Here is a 23,954-nt window from a genome sequence, read left to right as displayed (position 1 = left end):
TATGCCGGCAACTTCTGTGACATGACACCGCCACGGGACAGTGGAAGTATCGCTCTGTCTCAGCTGTACGGGCTGCAACACCAGCCCCGTAGAAGAAGGAGCATCATGCCCCTCACTCCCCCATCCGACGCCGAACTGGACACCATGATCCGGGCACGCCTGGCATCCCTCGGCATCGACCTCAACCAGCTTCCCGCGGGAACTGCCAGCGACCCGGAGACTGGAAGCCCAGGACAGGCGTCGGTCCTGGCCAGCCTGCGCTCCTTCATGCGCACCACCGTGGCTGAATTAAGCGCCTACCAGGTGCCTTTTGCCGGTGCGGCCGGAACTGCGGATCCCGCACTCCTGTCCCAGCAGGCAGCCCCTCCCGCGCTTTACCCCTCGATCGATACTGCACGGAGGACGGCATGAACCCGGTGGACAGCGTTGACAGCCAGCCGACAGACCGCACCATTGACCGCCGGTCCTTCGTCAACAGGTTTGCCGTTCTGGCAGCGGCTACCTCCCTGGGTGCGGTGGCGCTTCCCGCTGTTGCCCACGCGGCGCCCTCAGCAGCGGCACCCGCCGGGCTCAACCCGAACGCGTACGGGGACGTCCGGCCCGAAGCCCTGGCGGACATCACCGAACTGACCATCGCGGAAGCCGCAAGCCTCATCCGGCAGGGCCGGCTCAGCGCCGAACTGCTGGTGGAGGCCTACCTTGACCGGATCGGCGCGTTCGATGCGGACTACCAGGCGTTCAATTTGGTGGCCGCAGACGATGCCCTGGCAAGTGCCCGGGCCCTGGCCGGAGCCGCCTACAAGGGACCCCTCCACGGCATCCCGCTTGCCATCAAGGACAACTACTACACCCGCGCCTACCCCACCACCGCCAACTCCTACATCTTCAAGGACTTCACGCCCCCATTCGACGCAACGGCAGTGGCAAAACTGACAGGTGCCGGCGGCATCGTCCTTGGAAAGACCCAAATGGGGCCGCTGGCCACCACCCGCGCCACCACTCCGGACGGACGCATCACCACCGTCAATGCCTGGACCCCCGGAGATCCACGGACAAATCCGGGCGGATCCTCTTCAGGCTCAGCCACCGCAGTGGCGGGACGGATGGCAACGTCCAGCGTGGGAACCCAGACAGGCGGTTCGATCACCGCACCCTCCAACGCCCAGAACCTCACCGGGCTCAAGCCGACCATGGGCCGGGTTTCGCTGTATGGCATCATCCCACTGAGCTACACACGCGACCACCCCGGCCCGCTCGCCAGGGATGCCAAGGACGCAGCCATCATGCTCACCGCCATGGCCGGGGAGGATCCCAACGACCCGCGGACCCTCGGGCTACCGCCGGTCCCCGACCTGATCACAGCCGCAACTCCAGTGAAGCGCGGCAACAAGGTGGCCATGCGCTGGGGCACCCGCGTGGGCGTGATCCCGGACTTCACCGCAGGATCCTCGGAAACCGCAGCAGCACGCAGGGCCTTCCTGGACAAGCTGGCCGGCATTGAGGGAATCCAGGTTGTGGACGTTCGGCTGCCCGAGGACTGGGAGACACTGACAAGCACAGCCTTCAACAATGTGCGGCTGCCGGAACGGAGCGAGCCGTTCCTCCCCATGCTGCGCAAGGACCTCCGCAGCTTTGGGGTGTCCGTGACCGGCTGGCTGCAGGGCTCCATGCTGGGTGCCAGCGAGTACGTCCTGGGCCAGCGCGCCAAGGTCCTGCTGCTGGAGCGCGTCCTGGACGACCTGTTCGAGCAGTGCGATGTGGTGCTGCAGACTAGCCCCAACCCCTTCGACGCGATCGGGCTGCCCGAGCTCGCTCTGCCCATCGGCTTTGACTCGGCAGGCGTCCCGGTGGGCACCATCCTCGGCGGCCAGCCGTTCGCGGAGGATCGGCTCCTGGCCGTGGCCGCTGCCTACCAGGCCGTGACCGACTGGCATCTGCGGCGCCCCGCCAACCCGGCCGGCGAAGTCCCCGAGGCGATTTCGGTTGATCCGTCCAAGTCCCGGAAACCGTTCGCCAAGAGCGCCCGTGGCAAGGTTCCGGCTGCCCCCGTTCCACAGGACCGTGGCCGTTTCGAGGCGCACGAGGCTGCGGAGCTTTCCCAGTAATCCGGGCGGTTCAGTCCGCGAACAACGGTGGTTCAGTCCGCAGCCTGCAGCGCCGCGCGCTGGACCACGACCGTTCCGCTGGACGTGGTGTCCTCGTTCAGCATCCAGCCCACCCGCTTGACCGTCCGCAGCATCACCACGCTTTCCACCAGGTGTATGCCCGGAACCTTTTGCTGGAGGGCAAGTTCGGCAGTCATGACGTCCGCAAGGGACTGCAGCCACATGATGATCACGAAGTTGGTGTGCCCGGTGGTGGACGCGCTCAGCCGCACGTTTTTTATGGTCCGGATGGCGGCGGCCGCTTCCTCGTGCTGCCCTGCCGGAACGTTGGCGAACCACTGGCACGTCACCGGATAGGAGGAGTACGCCTGGGCGATTTCGCACCGGAACAACAGGATCCCGCTGGCCAGCACCCGGTTGAGCTGCCGCTGCACCGTTGCCGGACGCCGCCCCAACTCCCGCGCTATCTGGGCCGCGGTTGCCCTGCCGTCGCGGGCCAGGAACGGCAGCAGGTCCAGGTGGCTTTGCGGGAGCTGCCCCGCCTCCACCTGCTGCGCATCCGGGCCGCCCTGGTGCCCGAGCGTCCTGAGCAGTGCCAGCTGCGGCTTGCTCAGGATGTTCAGCCGCCACTCGTCGGCGCTGGTGTGAAGCCGGGTGCACAGGGCAGCCTGGTACTTGATGAGCCCCTCGATGTTCTTCAGCTGGGCGACCACCGTTGTGCTGAACTCCTCCAGCGACCTGGTGATGACAGTCAACATAAGGTCCCGGTTGCTTGCAGCCTCCTCCACGGTGACGATTCCCGGGATACCTGCCAACTGCGCCGTCACACTGTCCCTCAGGTTCATATCGCAGTCCACCGCCACAAAGGCGAGGAGCATCTGCTTCGGATCCCCCGCCAGGTGCGCCGTCACCCACGCGGCCCCGCTTGAGGTCAGCCGTTCCCAGCGGGCGGCAAGGGTGGTCGCGTGCACCCCCAGCACCTTGGAGGCGTCCGCCCAGCCAAGCCTCGGGTACGTCTGCAGCACCTGAATAAGGGCCAGGTCTTCCTCACTGAGTTCCACGTTTCCCCCCTACCACACGTATGAATCCTGCGAAACCTAACTTCCAGGAGAATATTTCGAGCGCTTTCGATAAATGTGAGTTGCGCCACTCCACAATAGTCCACAGACCCGGAAAGCCGAGCCCAGGAGTGACAAAGTGCCAATAATTGAAGACGCCAAGGAACTGCAGGGAGACCTCACCCGCCTCCGCCACGACCTTCACCGCTACCCCGAAATCGGGCTGCACCTGCCGCGGACCCAGGAGAAAGTCCTCCAGGCCCTCGACGGGCTTCCGTTTGACATCACCCTGGGCACGGAAACCACCTCCGTCACCGCGGTGCTTCGCGGAGGCAAGGCCCCCGCAGGCACCACCGGCTCCCAGCGGCCCGCGGTGCTCCTCCGCGCGGACATGGACGGACTTCCCGTGCAGGAGAAGACGGGCGTGGAGTTCTCTTCACAGGCGGACGGCGCCATGCACGCCTGCGGCCACGATCTGCACACCTCGATGCTCGCCGGAGCCGCCACCCTCCTCGCCGAGAAGCAGCACCAACTGCAGGGCGACGTCGTCCTTATGTTCCAGCCCGGCGAAGAAGGCTGCGACGGCGCCAGCTACATGATCCGCGAAGGCGTCCTGGATGCCGCCGGAACCCGCGTGCAGGCGGCCTACGGGATGCATGTGTTTTCCTCCCTCGAGCCCCACGGCACCTTCTGCACCAAGCCCGGCGTGATGCTGAGCGCCTCGGACGGACTGGAAATCACCATCCTTGGCGCAGGCGGCCACGGTTCCGCCCCGCATGCTGCAAAGGATCCCGTCACAGTGGCTGCCGAAATGGTCACCGCCCTGCAGGTCATGGTGACCCGGCAGTTCAACATGTTCGATCCCGTGGTGCTCTCAGTGGGGGTGCTGCATGCCGGCACCAAGCGGAACATCATCCCAGAGACCGCCCGCATCGAGGCGACGGTCCGCACGTTCTCCGAAGCTTCCCGGCTGAGGATGATGGAGGCCGTGCCGCGCCTGCTCAAGGGAATAGCAGCAGCCCATGGCGTGGAGGTCCACGTGGACTACCAGGAGGAATACCCGCTCACCATCACCAATGAGGACGAAACGCACACGGCCGAGAAGGTCATTTCGGGAATGTTCGGCGAGCGCCGTCTTTCGCGCTGGGCCACTCCCCTGAGCGGTTCCGAAGACTTCTCCCGGGTACTGGCTGAAGTGCCGGGCACCTTCGTCGGCCTCAGCGCCGTCGCCCCTGGCGGCGATCCGGCCACCTCACCGTTCAACCACTCCCCGTACGCAACGTTCGACGACGGCGTGCTGGTTGATGGAGCCGCGCTCTACACCGAACTGGCCACCTCGCGCCTTGCCGCGCTGGCGGCGGCGGCCTGACCCGCCGTCGTCCTTCCCATCCCCATCCTCTTCACCACGAACCCGAGGAAGTAAGCATGTCCATTGCAGTAACCAAGCAGCAGACTGGACGCGTGTCCACTACCAAGACCATCGTCGGAACCGGCATCGGCAACGCCGTCGAATGGTACGACTGGGCCATCTACGCCACCTTCACGCCCTTCATTGCCAGCCAGCTCTTCAGCAAGGCCGACCCCGCGTCGGCCGTGCTGTCCACCCTGGCTATTTTCGCCGTCGGCTTTGTGGCACGGCCTTTCGGCGGCTTCCTCTTCGGCTGGATCGGCGACAGGGTGGGCCGCAAGACGTCGATGACCCTCGCCGTCGGACTCGCCTCACTGGGCAGCCTGATGATCGGCATCGCTCCGACCTTCGCGAGCATCGGCGCCTGGGCGTCCCTGATGCTGCTCGTGGCACGGCTCATCCAGGGCCTGGCGCACGGCGGTGAACTGCCGTCGTCGCAGACCTACCTGTCCGAGATGGCTCCCAAGGAACACCGCGGGTTCTGGGCCACCCTGATCTACACCTCCGGAACCGTGGGCATCCTGTTCGGCACACTGCTGGGCGCCGTCCTTAACATGTCCCTGACCGCGGAGGCCATGAACGCCTGGGGCTGGCGCATCCCGTTCCTGCTGGGCGCTGCCATGGGGCTGTATGCACTGATCATGCGGTCACGGCTGCATGAGACCGACGCTTTCGAGGGCGAATCGCTGGCCGAAAAGCGGGCTCCGCTCTGGCCGCAGATTGTCCGCCACCGCAAGCAGGCACTCCAGGTCATCGGCCTCACGGTTGGACTTACCGTCATCTACTACGTCTGGGGAGTCGTGGCTCCCAGCTACGCCACCACCGCCCTGAAGATCGACCGCGGCGAGGCACTCTGGGCCGCCGTCATCGCCAACATCGTCTTCATCGCCGCCCTTCCTTTCTGGGGGAAGCTGTCTGACCGCATCGGGCGCAAAAAAGTCCTGTGGTCCGGGGCCATCGGCTCCGCGGTAATGCACTTCCCCATGACCTGGCTGCTCAAGGATTCAGCCTGGCAGCTGGCCGTAGGCATGTCCGTGATGCTGATTTTCATTGCTGCGAGCGCCGCGATTGTCCCGGCTGTTTACGCCGAACTGTTCCCGACGTCCATCCGCACCGTTGGCGTGGGGGTGCCCTACTCCATCTGCGTGGCAGTGTTCGGCGGCACCGCACCGTACCTGCAGCAGTGGCTCGGAACCACCATGGGCATGCCTCAGCTGTTCAATATTTACGCGGTGGTGCTGCTGGTGGTCAGTGCGGCGTTCGTGTTCACCATTCCCGAGACGAAGGGCAAGGACCTGACGCACTAGGCGCGGGTGGGAGCGCAACCAAAAAGGGTAGACACCACCCTAGCGCGGGCCCGATTGCAGGAGCAGGATTGAACTACCGGATCACGACATTCAATGAGGCCGGACATACGCCCCCACTAGCAGGGCGCACTTTGAAATTGGGGCGGGCAGGCTGCGGCCGCCACGCTGATCGCGATGCTCAGCCGGCGCGTGCCTGCTCGCCCCACATGGGGAATCGCACCCTTACAAAATTGTGAACCGCATCCTTATCAGGAGCACAAATGTCCATCACTCCATCAACAGGAATCCGCTCAACCCGGGCCAGGATCGCACTGGTCCCGCTTCTCTCACTGGGCCTGCTCGGGGGCTCTGTGGCGTTCGCCGGCCCAGCCCTTGGGCATGACGACAGGAATGACGACCGGCACGGGTGTACCGTCAAGCCGCTGGATCCCAAGGACCTCCGCGGCAACAAGGTCGACTTCAGGATCAAGGCCGATTGCGACGGCAAGAAGACCGTCCATATCCGCCAGCTCCGCTATGAGGACGAGAAGGGCCCGCGGCGTACCGACGACCTGCTCGGCACTTCCCACTTCTACGAGGAATTCGACAAGAAGGACGACGCCAGGATCATCCACAGCGTTGACAAAGTGCGCAACCTGGACCGCCGGGGCGCCGAAGAGGTCTACCACATGGTCTCCTTCCGCGTGAAGAAGGACGGACATTGGTCCGACTGGACCGAGTGGAAGAAGAGCGCAGTGGTTGAAGTTACGAAAGGCCGCTGACAGGGCAGGACTTTTCCATAGGTGAAGACGCAGAAGAGCCAGGGGCCGCCACCCCTGGCTCTTCTGCGTGCAGCTCCGCCAGCTCAGCGCACCCGGGCAGGCTGCGCCCCTTGACGCACCACCCCCTCCTTCCCTACACTTTTCATAAAGCAGAATCTAAATTCCACAAAGCGGAAAGTTCGAAAGACTCGAAGCAGGGGAAGATGGATCAAAGCCCTCCTTGGAAGGACCTACGATGACGTACACAGTGAACTGCTCCATCCTCCTCACGGAGCTGCCCCTGCTCGAGCGCCCTGCCGCAGCCAAGGCAGCCGGCTTTGACGCTGTCGAGTTCTGGTGGCCCTTTGAGAGCTCCGTCCCGTCCGACGCCCAGGTCACCGACTTCGAGAACGCCATCCAGGACGCCGGCGTTCAGCTCACCGGACTGAACTTCAACGCCGGCAACATGCCCGGCGGCGACCGCGGACTCGTCTCCTGGAAGGGACGCTGCTCCGAGTTCAAGGACAACATCGACGTCGTGGCCGGCATCGGCGAGCGCCTGGGCTGCAAAGCCTTCAACGCCCTCTACGGCAACCGGCAGGACGAGTTCACTCCCGAGGAACAGGACGAACTGGCGGTCAAGAACCTGGCCGCAGCGGCCGACGGCGTTGCCCGGATCGGCGGGACAGTCCTCCTGGAGCCGGTCAGCGGTGCACCCAAGTACCCGCTCCTCACCGCTGCCGACGCCCTCAAGGTCATCGCCCGCGTGAAGGCCGAGGCCGGCGTCGGCAACATCAAGCTCCTCGCCGACTTCTACCACCTGGCAGTCAACGGCGACGATGTGGCGGCTGTCATCGAAAACCACGCCAGGGACTTCGGCCACATCCAGATCGCGGACAACCCCGGCCGTGGCGCCCCCGGCACCGGCACCCTCCCCCTCGGCGAGTGGATCGCCCGCAGCCGCGAACTCGGCTACGAGGGCTACATCGGCCTCGAGTACAAGGAGCCGCAAGAAACGGCCTTCAGCTGGGCCATCCGCCAGCGCGTCAGCCAGTAATCCCCACCCGCCCAACTAAGTAGCAGCAGATGTCGCTTAGACCCTCTATTACGACATCTACTGCGACCCAGTTGGGCAGCCCCCCACAGACTTCAGGAAAGAGAACCACCATGAGCAACGTTGCAGTTATCGGACTCGGAATCATGGGCCTGCCCATGGCCATCAACCTGGTCAAGGCCGGCCACACCGTCACCGGCTTCAACCGCAGCCAGGACAAAATCGACAAGCTCGTCTCCGAAGGCGGCAAGGGTGCCACCAGCATCGCGGACGCCGTCAAGGACGCCGACGTCGTCATCACCATGGTGCCCGACTCCCCCGACGTCGAAGGCGTGGTCAGCGGCAAGGACGGCGTGTTCGCCAACGCCAAGCAGGGCGCCTTGTGGATCGACGCCTCCAGCATCCGCCCCGACGTCGCCAAGCGCCTCTCCGACGACGCCCGCGACGCCGGCATCCGCCCCCTCGACGCCCCGGTCAGCGGCGGCGAGCAGGGCGCCATCGACGCCGTCCTGTCCATCATGGTGGGCGGCGAAAAAGAAGACTTCGACGCAGCCTCGGACGTCCTGAATGCCGTCGGCAAAACGATCGTCCACGTGGGCCCCTCGGGCTCCGGCCAGACCGTCAAGGCAGCCAACCAGCTGATCGTCGCCGTCAACATCGAGGTCCTGGGCGAGGCCATCGCCTTCCTTGAGGCCTACCGCGTGGACACCGACGCTGCCCTCAAGGTCCTCGGCGGGGGGCTTGCCGGCTCCAAGGTCCTGGACCAGAAGGGCCAGAAGATGCTGGACCGCAACTTCGACCCCGGCTTCCGCCTGGCCCTCCACCACAAGGACCTGGGTATCGTCACCTCCGCCGCCCGCGAAGCCAACGTCGCCGTCCCCCTCGGCGCCGTCGTGGCCCAGCTCGTCGCCGCCACCGTCAACCAGGGCGACGGCGCACTGGACCACTCCGGACTCTTCAAGCAGGTCCTCCAGCTCTCCGGCCGCGAGTAACCCTCACGCGGCGAAGCCGGCCGCCCCGAAACGGGGCACTTCGACACGGACACGCCGGCCGCCGTCGTCCATTACGACGGCGGCCACCCCCAAAGTGCCCCACGACGGTTCGTGGGGGTACTTCAGCACACCCAAAAACAGACTTAAGTAGGAGCACACCATGAGCAAGATGCGTACCGTTGATGCAGCGGTTGCCATCCTGGAAAAGGAAGGCGCCATCGAGGCGTTCGGCCTGCCAGGCGCCGCGATCAACCCCTTCTATTCCGCAATGCGCGCCCACGGCGGCATCCGCCACACGCTGGCCCGCCACGTTGAAGGCGCCAGCCACATGGCCGACGGCTTCAGCCGCGCCAAGGACGGCAACATCGGCATCTGCATTGGCACGTCCGGTCCCGCCGGTACGGACATGATCACCGGCCTCTACGCAGCCTGGGCAGACTCCATCCCCATGCTCTGCATCACCGGCCAGGCACCTGTCGCCAAGCTGCACAAGGAAGACTTCCAGGCCGTGGACATCGAGTCCATCGCCAAGCCCGTCACTAAGATGGCCATGACCATCCTGGAACCGGGCCAGGTTCCCGGCGCCTTCCAGAAGGCTTTCCAGCTGATGCGCTCCGGCCGACCGGGACCGGTCCTGCTGGACCTGCCCATCGACGTGCAGCTGGCCGAGATCGAGTTCGACATCGACACCTACGAGCCCCTCCCCGTTGAAAAGCCCAAGGCCTCCCGCAAGCAGCTGGAAAAGGCCCTGGACATGCTCACCGTAGCCCAGCACCCGCTGATCGTGGCCGGCGGCGGCATCATCAACGCCGGCGCCTCCGCGCAGCTGGTGGAACTGGCCGAGCTCCTCAACGTTCCGGTGATCCCCACCCTGATGGGCTGGGGTACCATCCCGGACGACCACCAGCTGATGGCCGGCATGGTGGGCCTGCAGACCTCCCACCGCTACGGCAACGAGAACTACCTGCAGAGCGACTTCGTGATCGGCATCGGCAACCGCTGGGCCAACCGCCATACCGGCGGCCTGGAGACCTACACCGCCGGCCGCAAGTTTGTGCACATCGACATCGAGCCCACCCAGATCGGCCGCGTGTTCTCGCCGGACCTGGGCATCGCGTCCGACGCCGGTGCGGCGCTGGCAGGGCTGGTCGAGCTTGCCAGGGAGCGCAAGGCGGCAGGGTCCCTGCCGGACTACAGCGCCTGGGTTGCCGAGTGCCAGGAACGCAAGGCGTCCCTGCACCGCAAGACGCACTTCGAGAACATCCCCATCAAGCCGCAGCGCGTGTACGAGGAGATGAACAAGTCCTTCGGCCGCGACACCATCTACGTGTCCACCATCGGCCTGTCCCAGATCGCCGGCGCCCAGATGCTCCACGTGTTCGGCCCGCGCAAGTGGATCAACGCCGGCCAGGCAGGCCCCCTCGGCTGGACTGCCCCGGCCGCGCTCGGCGTGGTCCGCGGCAAGCCGGATGAGACCGTGGTTGCCCTGTCCGGCGACTACGACTTCCAGTTCATGATCGAGGAACTGGCCGTGGGTGCGCAGTTCAACCTGCCGTACATCCACGTGGTGGTGAACAACTCCTACCTGGGCCTGATCCGCCAGTCCCAGCGCGGGTTCAACATGGAACAGAACGTGTCCCTGGCGTTCGACAACATCAACTCGCCTGAGACCAACGGCTACGGCGTTGACCACCTGAAGGTGGCCGAAGGCCTGGGCTGCAAGGCCGTGCGCGTGGAGGACCCCAACGACCTCGCCGCCGCCTTCGACAAGGCCAAGGCCCTGATGGGCGAATTCCGGGTTCCCGTGGTGGTGGAAGTGATCCTGGAAAAGGTCACCAACATCTCCATGGGCGTGGAAATCAACGCCGTGAACGAGTTCGAGGAACTGGCCGAGTCAGCCGCGGACGCCCCCACCGCCATCCTGGCACTGCAGGGCTAACCATGCGCATCGTCATTGCCCCGGACAAGTTCAAGGGATCGCTTTCCGCCCCGGACGTTTGCCTGCACCTGGAAAAAGGCCTGCAGCGGGGAGCGAGCGGCAACCTGGACGTCGTCCGCATCCCGGTAGCCGACGGCGGTGAGGGTACCCTCGACGCCGCCGTCGGCTCCGGCTTCACCCGCCGCAGCGCCGTGGTGGCCGGACCAACAGGAGAACCGGTCACGGCCGAGTTCGCCGTCCGGGGCAATGAGGCCGTCATCGAAATGGCGGCGGCCTCGGGCCTGGCCCTGCTCCCGGCAAGCGCCCTGGTGCACGGCCGCCCGGGTTCGACGGCGGCCCGCACCGCCACCAGCCTGGGCACCGGCCAGCTCATCAGCGCCGCCCTGGACGCCGGCTGCAACCGGATCATCCTGGGCGTAGGCGGCAGTGCCAATACCGACGGCGGCGCCGGAGTCCTGCAGGGACTCGGCGCCAAATTCCTCGACAGTGAGGGCAACGAACTTCCGTCCGGCGGGGCCGCCCTGGCCCGGCTGGACCGGATCGACTTCAGCGGGTTCGAACCCCGGCTGAAGGACACACGCTTTGTGCTGGCGTCCGACGTCGACAATCCCCTGCTGGGCGCCCACGGCGCAGCGGCGATTTTCGGCCCCCAGAAAGGCGCCACACAACGGGACGTCGGCATGCTCGACGCCGCCCTGGCCAGGTTTGTCGAAGTCCTGGCCAGGGAAATCGGTCCCGAGGGCCCCGGCAACAGGGCCTTCAAAGCCGCGGATGCCCCGGGTGCCGGAGCGGCAGGAGGCGTTGGCTATGCGGCCATCGCCGTCCTGGCCGCAACCCGGCGCCCGGGCATCGACGTGGTTCTGGAATTCACAGAATTGAAGCAGCGGCTGGCCGGCGCCGACCTGGTGATCACCGGCGAAGGCAGCCTGGACGAGCAAAGCCTGCTGGGCAAGACCCCCATGGGTGTTGCCCGGGCAGCCGCCGCGCAGGGCGTCCCGGTGATTGCCGTCTGCGGGCGGACCACCCTCGCTCAGGGGCAGGCAGCCGCCGCAGGATTCGAGGACGTTTACGCTTTGACCGAGCTTGAAAGCAATGTAGACAGGTGCATAGCAGAGGCAGCGCCGCTTCTGGAGCAGCTGGGCACACAGATCAGCGGAAGGCTGGCAGCCACCACACTGTCCCGTTCCGCCACCACCAAGGAGGACCTTCATGTCTGAAGAACGTTTTGACCTGGTCATCCGCGGCCAGCGCATCCTCACCACCGCCGGCCTGGCTCCACGTGAAGTGGGCGTCCGCGGCGGCAAGATCGTGGCCCTCGAGCCGCTGGGCAACGGCCTGGCCGGCACCGAGGTCATCGAACTGGCCGACGACGAAACCCTGATCCCCGGCCTGGTGGACACCCACGTTCACGTCAATGAGCCCGGCCGCACCGAGTGGGAAGGCTTCGCCTCCGCCACCCGTGCAGCGGCGGCCGGCGGCGTGACCACCATCATTGACATGCCGCTGAACTCCGTCCCGCCCACCACCACCGTGGAGAACCTCAAGCTCAAGCGCGAGGTGGCCGAGGACCAGGCGTTCGTCGACGTCGGATTCTGGGGCGGGGCGATCCCCGGCAACAAGGGCGACCTGCGCGCCCTGCATGACGAGGGCGTGTTCGGCTTCAAGTGCTTCCTGCTGCACTCCGGCGTGGACGAGTTCCCGCACCTGGACGCGGACGAGATGGAGGAGGACATGGCCGAACTCAAGTCCTTCGATTCCCTCATGATCGTCCACGCCGAGGACTCCCACGCGATCGACCGCGCCCCGCACCCCGGCGGCGACCACTACCAGACCTTCCTGGCCTCCCGCCCCCGCGGCGCGGAGAACAAGGCCATCGCCGAGGTCATCGAACGGGCGCGCTGGACCGGTGCGCGTGCCCACATCCTGCACCTCTCGTCGTCGGACGCGCTGCCCATGATTGCCAGCGCAAAGCGCGACGGCGTGAAGCTCACCGTGGAAACGTGCCCGCACTACCTGACACTGATGGCCGAGGAAATCCCGGACGGCGCCACCGCCTACAAGTGCTGCCCGCCCATCCGTGAGGCCTCCAACCGGGAGCTGCTGTGGCAGGGCCTGCTGGACGGCACCATCGACTGCATCGTCTCGGACCACTCCCCCTCCACGCTGGACCTGAAGGACCTGGAGAACGGCGACTTCGCCGTCGCCTGGGGCGGCGTCTCGTCCCTGCAGCTGGGGCTCTCCCTGATCTGGACCGAGGCCCGCCACCGCGGCATCCCGCTGGAGCAGGTGGTGTCCTGGATGGGCGAGAAGCCCGCCGCGCTGGCCCGCCTGTCCAACAAGGGACAGCTGGCCCTGGGCTACGACGCCGACTTCGCCGTCTTCGCCCCGGACGAGGCCTTCGTGGTGGACGTTTCCAAGCTCAAGCACAAGAACCCCATCACCCCGTATGACGGCAAGGCCCTCTCCGGGGTGGTCCGCAAGACCTTCCTGCGCGGGTCCGTAGTGGACGGGCAGACCCCCACGGGCAAGCTGATCCGCCGCGGCGGAGTCTAAGGACGCGCCATGGCAGTGGAAGCCCACCATCCGAGGACGGGGGCACGTCCCGGAACCATCGCCAGGCCTGCCTTCACCGGGGCAGCTGCCCGCGGCCTCGCCGTGTGGGTTGTCCCGGAGGAAGGCACCAGCCCGGAACTCCTGGCCCGCGCCGCCCAACTGGTCCTGGCCAAGGCCCTTCAGACTGCTCCGGAGGCGGAAGTCCACTGGCCCGCCGCCGGAGCTCCCACACCGGGGTCCTCCGCTTGCGCGGGGGGAGCCGCAGACGACTCCTCTCATCCTCCCTCCGCAGCGGAGGCCCCTTCCAGTGCCCCATCCGGGGCACCAGGGGAGGACGACGGCGGCACCCGGCTGCCGCCGTCGGCCGGCCCCGTCAGCCGCATGGCGGTGGACCTGGCCGCTGACCAGGTTTTGCTGGACGGACGGCGCGTGCCGCTGACCGGCGTCGAATTCAAGGTCCTCCGGTACCTGGTCACGCACCTGTCCCGCACCGTGGGCAGGGAGGAACTGCAGGAGTTCCTGGACTCGTTCGAAACCCCCGGAGCCTCGGCCCGGTCCATCGACGTTTACGTGGGCAGGATCCGCCGCAAGCTCGGGAATGCGCGCCATGCCGTGGCCACCGTAAGGGGCGGCGGCTACCAGTTTGTGCCCGGTTCCTGCGCCACCGTCCGCGGGCCGGCGGAATACTGCATATGACGCCGGAGTTGTATCACTGAGCGGGAAGCCGCTTCACTTGATGTTTTGCCAGTAATGACAAAGTCTTCCAAAGGAACACCATGAGCCCCACCCTGACCACCAAGCTGCAGCCCGGAACCCCGGCCCCTGACTTCACCCTTCAGGATGCCCAGGGCCGCGAGACTGCCTTGGCCGACTACCGTGGCAAGAACGTCATCGTGTACTTCTACCCGAAGGCCGCCACCCCCGGCTGCACCACCGAGGCCTGCGACTTCCGCGACAGCCTGGCCTCCCTGCAGGGCAAGGGCTACGAGGTCATCGGCGTCTCCCCTGACGAGCCCGAGGCCCTGGCCGGCTTCACGGGCGACTTCTCCCTGACCTTCCCGCTGCTCTCCGACCCCGACCACGAAGTTGCCCTGGCCTACGGCGCCTGGGGCGAGAAGCTGGTCAACGGCGAAATCACCGAGGGTCTGGTCCGCTCCACCGTTGTGGTGGATCCCGAAGGCAACGTTGTCCTGGCCCAGTACCAGGTCAAGGCAGACGGCCACGTGGCCGCCCTGAAGGAAGCCCTGGGAATCTGACCCTCCCGCACTTAACGCCGCTTTCCACCGGACGCTCTTCCACTTAAAGCCGCTTTTCACCGGACGCTCCTGCAGTTTGAACTGCAGGAGCGTCCGGCGTTAAGGGCCGCCGGCCGCCGCTTTCGCCTCTGCCGCCCCGGCGGCATACTCTTCCGAGACCCGGCGGTAGACCGGTGTGAGGAAAGCCAGCAGCGCGGCGAGGACCATAATGACTCCGGCCACGAGGAACACCAGGGCGATGCCGCGGGAGGTGCCCTCGCCCAGCAGCGGGGCCAACCGGGCGGCTCCTTCGGCGGACCGTGCATAGGGAATGATCCAGAACTGGGCGATCGGGGCGATCAGGAACGCCGTGACGGGCGAAGCTGCCGACTCGAACGCCATGGCAAACCCGAACACCCGGCCCTGCCGCTGCAAAGGCACCACCTGCTGGATCACTGTCTGCTCCGCGGCTTCAACAAAGGGCACCAGGACCAGGTAGGCCCAGATACCCGCGATATACAGCCACGCCCACTCCCGCACGGTGAACACGGCTCCCAGGACGCCCATCAACGCGACCGCAAGGAGCAGGGTGCGCAACGGGTTGGAACCCAGCCCGAACTTGCCAATCAGCGCGCCGCCCAGAAGGATCCCCGTGAACCCGACCGCCGAAAAAATTCCCCAGAGCTCCACGGGGAACATCTCCAGGCCGTACGGGTCCATCAAGGCCATGTACACGCCGCCAATGAAGTTGTTGAACGTGGAAAACAGGATCAGGGCGAAAAGCCCGGAAATGGCCAGCACGGCCGCGAGGGAACCGCGCAGGTCAAAGCTGCCATGGGCGTCCGTGGCTGCCGCCCGCACTTCCTCGGGCATGCGCAGGGTCAGCAGGTGCAGGAACGCGAGCGCGGTGAGGGCCAGGGCGACGGCGATGGTCCAGCCCATGCCGAGCAGCCCCACCGAGAGTCCGGAAAGCACGGACGTGACGATGAACATCAGTCCCTGCACCATGCCCACCATCCCGTTGGCGTTGGCGCGGCGATCCGGCTCGATGAGGATGGTCACCGTGGTGGAGAGGGCGATGTTGCGCATATTTTCCACCACCGCACCGATCAGGATGACCAAGGTGAAAACCCAGAACCACGGCCGGGCCAGGTCCAGCAGCCACGCGGTGGGCGTCAGCAGGAACATGGCCCCGGACAGCGCGAACATCACCAGGGTGAAAGCGGCGGCAAAGCGCATCACAGCCAGCTTGCGGTAGCGGTCCACGAACGTGCCGAAGCTGATGCTGGAAACGGCGATAAGAAGCATGTAAGCCCCGCCCACCACCCCGGTGGCGATCACGTTGCGCGTCTCCAGGTATACCCAGAACGTCAGGGCGAACCATAGATAGCTGGTGGTGACGTTGGCGGCGGCGGTGTTCACCAGGATCCCGGCAAAGGTGCGGGACCGCTGTGCCGGGGTGCGCAAAGAGGTGTCGACGGCGTCCGGATCCGTGAGGCCCTCAACGTCACCGTCCGCAAGCGCGGCAGAGGTAACAGCTGCGTCTTCGCTAAATCTTTTCCCGCCGTCGGAAGCCGCCGCGGCGTGCGGCGGGACCGGTTCCTGGTCGGTCATGCGTCCCAGTGTAATGACACCCCGGGAGCATGGACACGGTCAGGACCGGGCTTTCGTCAGCGCTTGTCGCGGTCGTTGAACTCCTGGTCCAGCTCGTAGTGGCGGAACTCGGTTTCACGGTCCGATTCGCCGTCCACCACCATCTCGTGGTCGAGCTGGCGCTGGACACGGCTGTCCAGGACCTGCAGTTCGTTATCGGATACGTTTTCCAGGTCCTCCGGGAACTGGTCATCCGGAGTGAGGTGCAGCTTGTCGTTCATTGTGCCCGCCATGTCTATCCGCAGTTGCCGTGTCGGTACAGTGTAGCGGTGCTGTCGCCAGGCGTTGCAGGTGCAGATCCAGGTGCCGATGCAGGTGCCGCCGCGGGCGCAGTTGCGAGTTCCGTTGCGAGCCGCACTGCCCGGTGACAGGATGGCCGCATGGCGATCGAGGTCCGTCCCGCAACCAGCTTCGAGGACGTCAAAACCATGGTGGGCCCCAAGCGGCCGGACGCCAACGTCTGCTGGTGCCTGAGCTACCGCATCCCGTCGAAACAAAACCAGGCACTGCATGGGACAGAGCGCGGGGACCTGGTGAAGCAGTTGGTGGCCCAGAGTCCTCCCCCGGGGGTTTTGGCGTACGACGGCGGCGAGGTAGTTGGGTGGGCAGCGGTGCACCCCCGTGCGGACACCAGTTTCGCGGGTAACCGCAAGATCCCGCACGTGGACGATGCGGAGGTGTGGTCCGTGTGGTGCATCAGGGTGCGGCCCGGCTACCGGAGCAAGGGCATATCGCACCATCTGCTGGCGGGTGCGGTGGCCATGGCCAGGAGCTTCGGGGCGCCCGCCGTTGAGGGGTACCCGGTGGACAACGGCGGCAGGAAGGTGGACCTCACCATGGCCTACGTGGGCACGCGCAAGCTATTCGAGAATGCGGGTTTCACCAAAGTTGCGGACACCGGGTCGGTGCTCAACGGATTCCCGCGGGTGCTGATGCGGCTGGAGCTGGGCGGGACGTCCCCGGGCATGGCCTGAGCAGCAGAACAAACTTCGATCCGGGGGCGCTGCAGCACGCCTTTTCACGCACCCGCACTCAGGCCTGCCGTCTTCATCCTCTTGTCATATCAAGTCGAGGAGTTGACTAATCAGCATACTTACTATTAGTTTCGTAGTAACGGTGATGCCAATCACGCAAAGCCGTTGGGGTGCTTGTAAACACCTCATCCAGCAAATCAAGAGTTCCGCCGGCAGTTCCGCATGGGGGCTGGGACGCCGGGGGTTCAAGCGCCGTAAACCGGCACTGAAAGGAACATTAGATATGCGCACACGAGTCCTTGCACCTATGGCAGCAGTAGCCCTTTCCGGAGCCATGATCTTCGGAGCGGGCGCCCCGGCCTCCGCTGCCCCGCCCGCACCGGCGCCCGCCGCCTCGGCGAACACGGCAGATGCGGCCAACGTGACCTCAACGGTCACCGGCATCGCAACCGATGGATCTGCTTTCGCAGGTACGTTCACGCCCACCAGCTTCCAGGTCCAGGATGGCGTCCTGACCGCAACGGGCCTGGTGGAAGGCACCCTGACCTCAGCCACGGGCGCTGCGACTGCCATCCCGGCAACCGAGGTCACAACAGCCGTTACAAGCGGCGTTGAGAAGACCCTTGCAGGCGGCGCCGCCTGCGATGTGGTCAACCTCGACTTGGGACCACTGAACCTCAACGTCCTGGGTCTTGTCATCGACCTCAACCAGATCCAGCTGGACATCACTGCCGTCCCTGGAGCCGGCAACCTGGTGGGCAACCTCCTGTGCGCCGTCACCGGCCTGCTGGACGGCAGCGGCACCAGCGGACTGGCGAACCTGCTCAACCGCCTGCTTGGCCTCTAAGCTCCAAGCCAGCAACTAAAACTGTGGGCGGTCCTCCGGGACTGCCCACAGTCATTTATCTGTCGGGGGCGGACAGGAAAACACAACAGTCAGGGTTTCTTCCACCATTTGCCGGGCCAGTCCTCGTCAATGGCCCACAATGCCAGGAGCAGTGCATCCACTGTCATGAGTCCCGCAATGAGGTACGCCCAACCTGTCCACCAACCCATAACAATCTCCTGACCCGGTAACCCCAGCCACTCGATTGCTCATAAGTGTGGCACCTAAAGCGCCAGGACGGAACGCCCTCCACCCGCAGTCTTAAAAAGTGCCTCCAGCCTCACGTGTGCCTCCGTCTCCAGCTTGAGGCGCCGGGTCAGCCTCTCCACCTGCTGGGACATCTCGTCCCCCACTGGAAGCCGGTCTCCCGGCCAGCTCCACACCTCCCGGGACTCAGCCAAAGCTGCCGCCAGCGCCGTGGCGGCAGCGCGCACCTTCCGCCTGTGGAAATACACACGCAGCAGCGCCCGGCCTTTGTCCAAGGCCGCAAAGGCGGCCGCGTGGACCGCCGCCTGGTCTATGATCCTTATTTGCCCCATGACCTGCACCTTTTCCGAGCCGTGCAGCCGTCCGGCCGGCCGTCCTTGGCCCGGTTCCGATGAAAGCTGCTCCGTGCCTTCGAGTGTCCCGGGCGGACCTCAATGTCCGGGCAAGCAGGTCCAAGGATTTCCACAAGATCCTGAACCGGCGGCCGAGGCCTGGCACCCCATGTAAAGTGCTGCGACATGCCCCGCGGGGGTTAATACGGTAGAAGTAGACCTATGGCCTCTCCCACCGAATCCCGTCGCGCCGTTGTCATCGAAGATGACCCGGACATCCGCGGGCTGCTGGTCCGCGTCCTTGCCAAGCAGGGATTCGATGTCACCCAGGCGGAAGCTGGCCTGGCAGGGGTGGAGGAAGTGCGCCGCGTCCAGCCGGACCTCGTCACGCTGGACCTGAACCTGCCGGACCTTGACGGCCTTGAAGTCTGCAAACTGCTCCGTGAATTTTCCGACGCCTTTATTGTGATGCTGACCGCCCGGGCCGATGAGCTGGACAAGCTGACCGGCCTGGACAACGGCGCGGACGAGTATCTCAGCAAACCGTTCAGCCCGCGCGAGCTCCAGTCCAGGATCAATGCCCTGTTCCGCCGCCGGCCGTCCGCAGCCGCGGATTCTGCCGCGCGCAGCGACCTGGAGCGGGCCACGGAGGTCCAGCAAAGCCTCCTGCCCCAGGAGAACATCCAGGTGGAGGGCTACGATGTCGCCGGGATGTTCAGGCCCTCGCAGAACGTAGGCGGGGACTTCTATGACTGGTACCTGACCCCGGACGGGCTCCACTTGACCTTCGCCGACGCCATGGGCAAGGGAATGGGTGCCGCACTAATCGCCGCAACGGTCCGCGCGGTGATGCGCTCCACTGGCCTGCGGCATGACCTGGACACGGCCTTCGGCTCGGCCAGCAGGGCGATCGCCGCGGACCTGGACTCCTCAAACTCCTTTGTCACCCTCTTCCATGCCCGCCTGGACGCCGCTTCCGGAAGGGTCAGCTACGTCGACGCCGGCCACGGGCTTGCGCTGCACGTGCAGTCCGGCGGCACGGTGCACCGGCTTCCTTCGGGCGGTCCCCCGGTGGGCGCGTGGGCAGGAACGGAATGGCCGCAGTCTGCCCTGGACCTGCAGCCGGGTGATTCCCTGGTGGTTGTGAGCGACGGCGTGCTGGACGTTTTCGACTCCGTGGAGGCCTTTACCGACGCCGTACTCCATGCAACGCACAACCAGGAGTCAGCGCAGGCCGCCAGCACTGCCATCCTCGCCCTGGCCCCCGCCGCCACGGCCGAGGATGATGTCACGGTGGTTGTGGTCCGCCGGCTGCCGCAGGAACCCGCGGCATGACCCGCTTCTGGACCCGGCTTGTTGTTGTCCTGACCGTCATCACGGGCGTCAACTACATCGCCTGGCGCTGGGCCGCCTCGCTGAACTGGGACGCCTGGTGGATTGCGCTGCCGCTGGTGATCGCCGAGACCTACAGCCTGATCGACGTCATGCTCTTCGGCATGACCGTGTGGAAGCTGAAGATCCGCAAGGGCGCCCCGCCGCCCCCGTCCGATGCCACCGTGGACGTCTTCATCACCACGTACAACGAAGACCTGGACATGGTGATGACCACCGCTCTGGCCGCGCAGAAAATCAGGCACCCGCACAGCACCTGGATCCTGGACGACGGCGCCCGCCCCGAGCTGAAGGCCCTCGCCGAACAGCACGGCCTGGGGTACGTCACCCGGAGCGAGGACTGGACCTCCAACTTGCCCCGGCATGCCAAGGCCGGCAACCTCAACAACGCGCTGATGCAGACGCACGGCGAGTTCCTCCTGATCCTGGACGCGGACCAGATCCCCGAACCGGACATTTTGGAAAAGACCCTCGGCTACTTCAACAACCGCCGGGTGGCGCTGGTCCAGACGCCGCAGTACTTCAGCAACGTCCCGGCGGACGATCCGCTGGGCAGCCAGGCTCCCCTGTTCTACGGCCCCATCCAGCAGGGCAAAGACGGCTGGAACGCGGCCTTCTTCTGCGGCTCCAACGCCATCCTGCGCCGCGAGGCCCTGATGCAGCTGGGCCTGGTGGGCTATGTCAAGGAAACCGAGAAGAGCATCCGCCGGGCGCTGGCCGCCTCGCGCTCCGCCATCAAGCAGGCCCGGAAGTCAGCGGACACGGAAACACCGCTGGTGGCCCAGGTGCTGGACGAGGTTGAAGCCGCCACCCGCGAGGCCCAGCAGGAACTCGACGCCGGTCAGCCCCTGGGCGAGATCACCTATCGGGTCCGCCGCCGCGTGGACGCTGCCGTGCAGACCCTGGTGATGGCCGACGTCGAAGCCCTCCAGGCGGACCTTGAAGAGATCGCGGCCATGGAACTGGCCCATGTGGGCGAGTCCGGTGTTCCGGTGGTGGCGGACGACGCCGTGCAGCGGATGTCCGCCCGCGACTGGTCGCCGCTGGGCGCCCTCGAATCCGTGCAGGCCGTCCTGGACGCGCTGTCCGTGGAACGCAACGACGAAGCCCAGCCGGTCATGCCGCTGGCCACCATCTCCGTTACCGAGGACATGGCCACCGCCATGCGCATGCACGCCATGGGTTGGGAGAGCGTCTACCACCACGAGGTCCTGGCCTACGGCCTGGCTCCGGAGGACCTGAAGACCATGCTCACCCAGCGGCTCCGCTGGGCGCAGGGCACCATCCAGGTGCTGCTGCGGGAAAACCCGCTGGTCCAGAAGGGCCTCAAGCTCGGCCAGCGGCTCATGTACTTCGCCACCATGTGGACCTACCTGAGCGGCTACGCAGCGGTCATCTATTTCGCCGCGCCCATCATCTACCTGCTGCTGGGCATCCTGCCAGTCACCAGCCTGAGCTGGGACTTCTTCATTCGGTTCATCCCCTTCATGGTGGTCAACCAGCTGCTGTTCGCGGTCGCCGGCCGCGGCATCCCCACCTGGCGCGGGCAGCAGTACAGCCTGGCGCTGTTCCCCACCTGGATCAAGGCGTGTTCGACGGCGGCACGCAACGTGTGGTTCGGCCGTCCCCTTGGGTTTGCCGTCACCCCCAAGGCGCGCCAGAGCGGCGGACCCAGCTGGAGCCTGATCCAGCCGCAGATCGTGGTGTCCGTGCTGCTGGCGGTGGCCGCCGTCGTCGGAATCATCCGCCTGGCCACCGGACTCGCGGAACCCCTGGGCACGCTGGTGAACGTTGCCTGGGTCATTTTCGACCTGGTGGTCATGAGCATCCTGGTCCGCGCAGTGCTTTACAAAGGTTACGAACCGGCCGCCGCGCCGTCAGCCGGTCAACACGAAAGGAACGCCGATGGAGTTTAGTTATGAGGTCAAGGACTCGTACGCCGAGGTGAGGGCGGACGGGCGGCTCAACATGGTCTCCGCACCGAAGCTGCGGGAATTTGTCACCGATGTGATTGCCGGCGGTTCCAACCGGATCGTGGTCAACCTGGAAAACACGGCGTTCATGGACTCCTCAGGCCTCGGGGCGCTCATTGGCTGCCTCAAGGCTGCGCGCCAGGCCGGCGGGGACCTCCGGATCGCCGCCGTGCAGCCGCAGGTGAAGATGGTCCTGCAGCTGACCAGCATGGACAAGGTGTTGACGTCCTACGGTTCAGCCGAAGAGGCGTTCAGCAATGACTGACGTCCTGGCGTCGCGCAGCTTCCGGGGACCGGCTGCCGAAGAGGCCATCGAATCCGTCCACAACGACCTGGACAGCCTTTGGCTCGATGTCCCCTTCGTGGGGGACATGGACCAGATGACGTTTACGACGGCGGTGATCGAGTCGGCGTCGAACATCGTCCAGCACGCGGAGCCTGTGGGGCAGGACCCGGTGGAGCTCGGTGTGGACATCGAGGTGCAGCCCGCACTGCTGCGGGCCCGCGTCAGCGCCTATCACGCCGCGCCGCCGTTTGGACCGATGGTTCCGGGGTCGCCGGATGAAGACGCTGAGTCGGGCCGCGGCCTGGCGCTAATCGAGGCGCTGGTCACCACCGTCACGTTCGAGCGCCAGGACGGCACCAACACCTGGGTGCTCACCCGCACCTCCCAACACGGCTAACCCAATAAGAGTTTTTGTCCAGATATGCAGGGTTTCGGGCGCCGGAACCCTGCATATCTGGACAAAAACTCCTTGGTAACCGGCACGCTAGGAGATCGGCCCACTAGAGGGGAACAGCACTGAGACGGTAGCTCCGCCGCCGGGGGTGTCCGTGATGGACAGCTCTCCCCCGTGCGCTTGGGCGATGCGCTGGCAGGTGGACAATCCAAGCCCTGTTCCGGGGCCGTCCCCGGGCCGGTTCAGCCTGGCCAGCGGTTCCACGGCCCGCTGCCGCTCTGACGGCAGCATGCCCTTGCCGTTGTCTGCCACGTGAACGGTGACGCCCAGCGGTCCGGGGTCGGCGGTGACGGCCACCCGGACCGGGCGGGAGCCGCTCCGGTAGTTAAGGGAGTTCGCCAGGAGGTTTTGCACCAGGGTCCGCAGCTGGGACCGGTCCGCGAACAGTTCCGCGTCCTCGCAGGAAATTCCGCTGCCGGCCCCCAAACCCACCCCCAGGTCCCGCGCAGCCTCCGCCGTGACTGACAGCAGGGACACGCGCTCCCGGTTCAGCGCTCCGTCCGCCTTGGCATAGTCCAGCACGTCCTCCAGCATTCCCAGCATGCGGCGCCCGCTGCTGCCGACGTACCCCAGATATTCCACGGAAGGGTGGTCCGCCGCAATGTCCGGATCGTCCTCCGCCAGCTCCACATACCCGAGGATGGCGGTGAGCGGGGCACGGAGGTCGTGGCTGACGCGGCCGGCAAACTCGGAGAGAAGTGCATTGCTGCGCTTCAGCTCGGACAGGGCGTCGGAGAGCTGCAGGGTGCGGTGCTGCAATTCCAGGAGCTCCACCACCTGCTGGGCCAGCATTTCCAGCATCGTTACCTGCCCGGGGCCGGGGCGTCCGGGCTCATTGGAGAAGACGCACAACGAACCGAGCACAAGCCCGGACGGGGTCTCCAGCGGCACGGAGGCGTAGAAGCGGACGTCGGCGATCTCCCCGGTCACGAACGGGTTGGCGGCGAAGCGGGAATCCTGCGAGGCGTCGTCAACCACTGTTGTGCTGCGGCTCAGGAAGACGCTGGCGCACATCGAGTCCTCGCGGGAGCAGATGCCGGGGTCAATGCCGAAAGCCGCAATCTGCAGCTGGTGCTCCGCGGTGATGATATTGACCACGCTGTAGGGGACGCCGCACAGGGAAGCTGCGAGCTGGACCAGGTTGTCCAGGGCACTCCGGGTCCAGGCGTCCACCAGTACCGGCAGCTCATCCGCAGCGGAAGGGACCAGCCCATACTCCCGCAGTCCAGCCTCGCGTAGAGCGTCCTGATCGGTCAGCATTTGCATAGCCGTCCCGTCCATATTCTTTTGAGCCCCCCAGCATCATCCACTTGAGCCTCCGGCTCTCCCGTGATGATACCGGCTGGCCCTGAGCGCTGTTGTAGTCTTCTTGACACCACTCGCGTCCTGCTTTTGAATATTACGTA

At 65.8% G+C, this 23,954-nt stretch carries 24 protein-coding genes; 18 read left to right on the top strand and 6 right to left on the bottom strand.

Annotated elements, in window-relative coordinates:
• The first annotated feature begins 105 nt into the window (after positions 1 to 105).
• Both ACIQF4_RS10915 and ACIQF4_RS10910 read left to right on the top strand, forming a co-directional pair.
• Entirely contained in the window at positions 106 to 411 is a 306-nt protein-coding gene (locus ACIQF4_RS10915; RefSeq protein ID WP_400517422.1) for a hypothetical protein, read from the top strand.
• A complete protein-coding gene (locus tag ACIQF4_RS10910; RefSeq protein WP_400517421.1) occupies positions 408 to 2,105 on the top strand; it encodes an amidase in 1,698 nt (565 codons plus the stop codon). Before ACIQF4_RS10915 ends, ACIQF4_RS10910 begins: the two co-directional genes overlap by 4 nt.
• A 32-nt stretch (positions 2,106 to 2,137) precedes the next feature.
• Here the strand turns inward: ACIQF4_RS10910 and ACIQF4_RS10905 are convergent, their stop codons facing one another.
• A complete protein-coding gene (locus ACIQF4_RS10905; RefSeq protein ID WP_400517419.1) occupies positions 2,138 to 3,166 on the bottom strand; it encodes an Lrp/AsnC family transcriptional regulator in 1,029 nt (342 codons plus the stop codon).
• 136 nt (positions 3,167 to 3,302) lie between these two features.
• On the opposite strand from ACIQF4_RS10905, the gene ACIQF4_RS10900 reads away from it, so the two are divergent.
• The 5 genes from ACIQF4_RS10900 (at position 3,303) to ACIQF4_RS10880 (ending at position 8,664) form a co-directional block, all read left to right on the top strand.
• Complete coding sequence (locus ACIQF4_RS10900; protein ID WP_400517417.1) at positions 3,303 to 4,532, top strand: M20 family metallopeptidase; 1,230 nt, start codon at positions 3,303 to 3,305, stop codon at positions 4,530 to 4,532.
• Positions 4,533 to 4,588: 56 nt separating this feature from the next.
• Positions 4,589 to 5,878 carry an MFS transporter gene (locus ACIQF4_RS10895; RefSeq protein WP_400517415.1) on the top strand — a complete coding sequence of 430 codons (1,290 nt, stop codon included), beginning with the start codon at positions 4,589 to 4,591 and terminating at the stop codon, positions 5,876 to 5,878.
• A 260-nt stretch (positions 5,879 to 6,138) separates the two neighbouring features.
• Positions 6,139 to 6,639 carry a hypothetical protein gene (locus ACIQF4_RS10890; RefSeq protein WP_400517413.1) on the top strand — a complete coding sequence of 167 codons (501 nt, stop codon included), beginning with the start codon at positions 6,139 to 6,141 and terminating at the stop codon, positions 6,637 to 6,639.
• A 235-nt stretch (positions 6,640 to 6,874) separates the two neighbouring features.
• Positions 6,875 to 7,675, top strand: a complete 801-nt coding sequence (locus tag ACIQF4_RS10885) for a hydroxypyruvate isomerase family protein (protein ID WP_400517412.1) — start codon at positions 6,875 to 6,877, stop codon at positions 7,673 to 7,675.
• A 29-nt stretch (positions 7,676 to 7,704) separates the two neighbouring features.
• Positions 7,705 to 8,664, top strand: a complete 960-nt coding sequence (locus tag ACIQF4_RS10880) for a 2-hydroxy-3-oxopropionate reductase (protein WP_400517411.1) — start codon at positions 7,705 to 7,707, stop codon at positions 8,662 to 8,664.
• Positions 8,665 to 8,667: 3 nt separating this feature from the next.
• On the opposite strand, the gene ACIQF4_RS10875 is transcribed toward ACIQF4_RS10880, so the two are convergent.
• Positions 8,668 to 8,793 carry a hypothetical protein gene (locus tag ACIQF4_RS10875; RefSeq protein WP_350005338.1) on the bottom strand — a complete coding sequence of 42 codons (126 nt, stop codon included), beginning with the start codon at positions 8,791 to 8,793 and terminating at the stop codon, positions 8,668 to 8,670.
• Between the two features lie 31 nt (positions 8,794 to 8,824).
• Between ACIQF4_RS10875 and gcl the strand changes: the two genes are divergently transcribed.
• From gcl to bcp, 5 genes are all read left to right on the top strand, one after another.
• Positions 8,825 to 10,603: a glyoxylate carboligase gene (gcl, locus tag ACIQF4_RS10870; protein ID WP_400517409.1), complete on the top strand. Its 1,779-nt coding sequence runs from the start codon at positions 8,825 to 8,827 to the stop codon at positions 10,601 to 10,603.
• Positions 10,604 to 10,605: 2 nt separating this feature from the next.
• Positions 10,606 to 11,820 carry a glycerate kinase gene (locus tag ACIQF4_RS10865; RefSeq protein ID WP_400517408.1) on the top strand — a complete coding sequence of 405 codons (1,215 nt, stop codon included), beginning with the start codon at positions 10,606 to 10,608 and terminating at the stop codon, positions 11,818 to 11,820.
• Positions 11,813 to 13,156, top strand: coding sequence for an allantoinase AllB (gene allB, locus ACIQF4_RS10860; protein WP_400517407.1), 1,344 nt, complete (start codon positions 11,813 to 11,815; stop codon positions 13,154 to 13,156). Before ACIQF4_RS10865 ends, allB begins: the two co-directional genes overlap by 8 nt.
• A 9-nt stretch (positions 13,157 to 13,165) precedes the next feature.
• The gene (locus ACIQF4_RS10855) at positions 13,166 to 13,852 is read left to right on the top strand and encodes a winged helix-turn-helix domain-containing protein (protein ID WP_400517406.1); all 687 of its coding nucleotides are present in this window, start codon (positions 13,166 to 13,168) and stop codon (positions 13,850 to 13,852) included.
• An 80-nt stretch (positions 13,853 to 13,932) separates the two neighbouring features.
• Complete coding sequence (gene bcp / locus ACIQF4_RS10850; RefSeq protein WP_400517405.1) at positions 13,933 to 14,412, top strand: thioredoxin-dependent thiol peroxidase; 480 nt, start codon at positions 13,933 to 13,935, stop codon at positions 14,410 to 14,412.
• 99 nt (positions 14,413 to 14,511) lie between these two features.
• Here the strand turns inward: bcp and ACIQF4_RS10845 are convergent, their stop codons facing one another.
• Together ACIQF4_RS10845 and ACIQF4_RS10840 are read right to left on the bottom strand one after the other, a co-directional pair.
• Positions 14,512 to 16,005: an MFS transporter gene (locus ACIQF4_RS10845; protein ID WP_400517404.1), complete on the bottom strand. Its 1,494-nt coding sequence runs from the start codon at positions 16,003 to 16,005 to the stop codon at positions 14,512 to 14,514.
• Between the two features lie 56 nt (positions 16,006 to 16,061).
• The gene (locus ACIQF4_RS10840; RefSeq protein WP_350005325.1) at positions 16,062 to 16,265 is read right to left on the bottom strand and encodes a hypothetical protein; all 204 of its coding nucleotides are present in this window, start codon (positions 16,263 to 16,265) and stop codon (positions 16,062 to 16,064) included.
• 159 nt (positions 16,266 to 16,424) lie between these two features.
• Here ACIQF4_RS10840 and ACIQF4_RS10835 point away from each other — a divergent pair, with 159 nt between their 5' ends.
• A complete protein-coding gene (locus ACIQF4_RS10835) occupies positions 16,425 to 17,018 on the top strand; it encodes a GNAT family N-acetyltransferase (protein WP_350005323.1) in 594 nt (197 codons plus the stop codon).
• A gap of 283 nt (positions 17,019 to 17,301) precedes the next feature.
• Positions 17,302 to 17,865, top strand: a complete 564-nt coding sequence (locus ACIQF4_RS10830; RefSeq protein ID WP_350005321.1) for an ABC transporter substrate-binding protein — start codon at positions 17,302 to 17,304, stop codon at positions 17,863 to 17,865.
• Between the two features lie 263 nt (positions 17,866 to 18,128).
• On the opposite strand, the gene ACIQF4_RS10825 is transcribed toward ACIQF4_RS10830, so the two are convergent.
• Positions 18,129 to 18,443 carry a hypothetical protein gene (locus tag ACIQF4_RS10825; protein ID WP_400579956.1) on the bottom strand — a complete coding sequence of 105 codons (315 nt, stop codon included), beginning with the start codon at positions 18,441 to 18,443 and terminating at the stop codon, positions 18,129 to 18,131.
• Between the two features lie 222 nt (positions 18,444 to 18,665).
• Between ACIQF4_RS10825 and ACIQF4_RS10820 the strand changes: the two genes are divergently transcribed.
• The 4 genes from ACIQF4_RS10820 to ACIQF4_RS10805 are packed head-to-tail and all read left to right on the top strand — an operon-like array spanning position 18,666 to position 22,491.
• Positions 18,666 to 19,778, top strand: a complete 1,113-nt coding sequence (locus tag ACIQF4_RS10820) for a SpoIIE family protein phosphatase (RefSeq protein ID WP_350005317.1) — start codon at positions 18,666 to 18,668, stop codon at positions 19,776 to 19,778.
• Positions 19,775 to 21,751, top strand: coding sequence for a glycosyltransferase family 2 protein (locus tag ACIQF4_RS10815; protein ID WP_350005315.1), 1,977 nt, complete (start codon positions 19,775 to 19,777; stop codon positions 21,749 to 21,751). Before ACIQF4_RS10820 ends, ACIQF4_RS10815 begins: the two co-directional genes overlap by 4 nt.
• On the top strand, positions 21,741 to 22,073 hold the full coding sequence (locus ACIQF4_RS10810; RefSeq protein ID WP_350005313.1) for an STAS domain-containing protein: 333 nt from the start codon (positions 21,741 to 21,743) through the stop codon (positions 22,071 to 22,073). The genes ACIQF4_RS10815 and ACIQF4_RS10810 overlap by 11 nt, the downstream gene beginning before the upstream one ends.
• Positions 22,066 to 22,491, top strand: coding sequence for an ATP-binding protein (locus tag ACIQF4_RS10805; RefSeq protein ID WP_350005311.1), 426 nt, complete (start codon positions 22,066 to 22,068; stop codon positions 22,489 to 22,491). The genes ACIQF4_RS10810 and ACIQF4_RS10805 overlap by 8 nt, the downstream gene beginning before the upstream one ends.
• Positions 22,492 to 22,578: 87 nt before the next feature.
• Here ACIQF4_RS10805 and ACIQF4_RS10800 read toward each other — a convergent pair whose 3' ends face one another.
• Positions 22,579 to 23,814 carry an ATP-binding protein gene (locus ACIQF4_RS10800; protein ID WP_400516070.1) on the bottom strand — a complete coding sequence of 412 codons (1,236 nt, stop codon included), beginning with the start codon at positions 23,812 to 23,814 and terminating at the stop codon, positions 22,579 to 22,581.
• Positions 23,815 to 23,954 lie beyond the last annotated feature (140 nt).

The sequence above is a fragment of the Pseudarthrobacter sp. NPDC092202 genome (assembly GCF_044755505.1).
GTDB lineage: Bacteria > Actinomycetota > Actinomycetes > Actinomycetales > Micrococcaceae > Arthrobacter.
This window is presented reverse-complemented; position numbering and strand designations above follow the sequence as displayed.

Coding starts and splice junctions, on each gene's coding strand:
- ACIQF4_RS10915 (WP_400517422.1), top strand. CDS start 106: ATGCCCCTCACTCCCCCATCCGACGCCGAACTGGACACCATGATCCGG.
- ACIQF4_RS10910 (WP_400517421.1), top strand. CDS start 408: ATGAACCCGGTGGACAGCGTTGACAGCCAGCCGACAGACCGCACCATT.
- ACIQF4_RS10895 (WP_400517415.1), top strand. CDS start 4,589: ATGTCCATTGCAGTAACCAAGCAGCAGACTGGACGCGTGTCCACTACC.
- ACIQF4_RS10890 (WP_400517413.1), top strand. CDS start 6,139: ATGTCCATCACTCCATCAACAGGAATCCGCTCAACCCGGGCCAGGATC.
- ACIQF4_RS10885 (WP_400517412.1), top strand. CDS start 6,875: ATGACGTACACAGTGAACTGCTCCATCCTCCTCACGGAGCTGCCCCTG.
- ACIQF4_RS10880 (WP_400517411.1), top strand. CDS start 7,705: ATGTCGCTTAGACCCTCTATTACGACATCTACTGCGACCCAGTTGGGC.
- gcl (WP_400517409.1), top strand. CDS start 8,825: ATGAGCAAGATGCGTACCGTTGATGCAGCGGTTGCCATCCTGGAAAAG.
- ACIQF4_RS10865 (WP_400517408.1), top strand. CDS start 10,606: ATGCGCATCGTCATTGCCCCGGACAAGTTCAAGGGATCGCTTTCCGCC.
- allB (WP_400517407.1), top strand. CDS start 11,813: ATGTCTGAAGAACGTTTTGACCTGGTCATCCGCGGCCAGCGCATCCTC.
- ACIQF4_RS10855 (WP_400517406.1), top strand. CDS start 13,166: ATGGCAGTGGAAGCCCACCATCCGAGGACGGGGGCACGTCCCGGAACC.
- bcp (WP_400517405.1), top strand. CDS start 13,933: ATGAGCCCCACCCTGACCACCAAGCTGCAGCCCGGAACCCCGGCCCCT.
- ACIQF4_RS10845 (WP_400517404.1), bottom strand. CDS start 16,005: ATGACCGACCAGGAACCGGTCCCGCCGCACGCCGCGGCGGCTTCCGAC.
- ACIQF4_RS10840 (WP_350005325.1), bottom strand. CDS start 16,265: ATGAACGACAAGCTGCACCTCACTCCGGATGACCAGTTCCCGGAGGAC.
- ACIQF4_RS10835 (WP_350005323.1), top strand. CDS start 16,425: ATGGCGATCGAGGTCCGTCCCGCAACCAGCTTCGAGGACGTCAAAACC.
- ACIQF4_RS10830 (WP_350005321.1), top strand. CDS start 17,302: ATGCGCACACGAGTCCTTGCACCTATGGCAGCAGTAGCCCTTTCCGGA.
- ACIQF4_RS10825 (WP_400579956.1), bottom strand. CDS start 18,443: ATGGGGCAAATAAGGATCATAGACCAGGCGGCGGTCCACGCGGCCGCC.
- ACIQF4_RS10820 (WP_350005317.1), top strand. CDS start 18,666: ATGGCCTCTCCCACCGAATCCCGTCGCGCCGTTGTCATCGAAGATGAC.
- ACIQF4_RS10815 (WP_350005315.1), top strand. CDS start 19,775: ATGACCCGCTTCTGGACCCGGCTTGTTGTTGTCCTGACCGTCATCACG.
- ACIQF4_RS10810 (WP_350005313.1), top strand. CDS start 21,741: ATGGAGTTTAGTTATGAGGTCAAGGACTCGTACGCCGAGGTGAGGGCG.
- ACIQF4_RS10805 (WP_350005311.1), top strand. CDS start 22,066: ATGACTGACGTCCTGGCGTCGCGCAGCTTCCGGGGACCGGCTGCCGAA.
- ACIQF4_RS10800 (WP_400516070.1), bottom strand. CDS start 23,814: ATGCAAATGCTGACCGATCAGGACGCTCTACGCGAGGCTGGACTGCGG.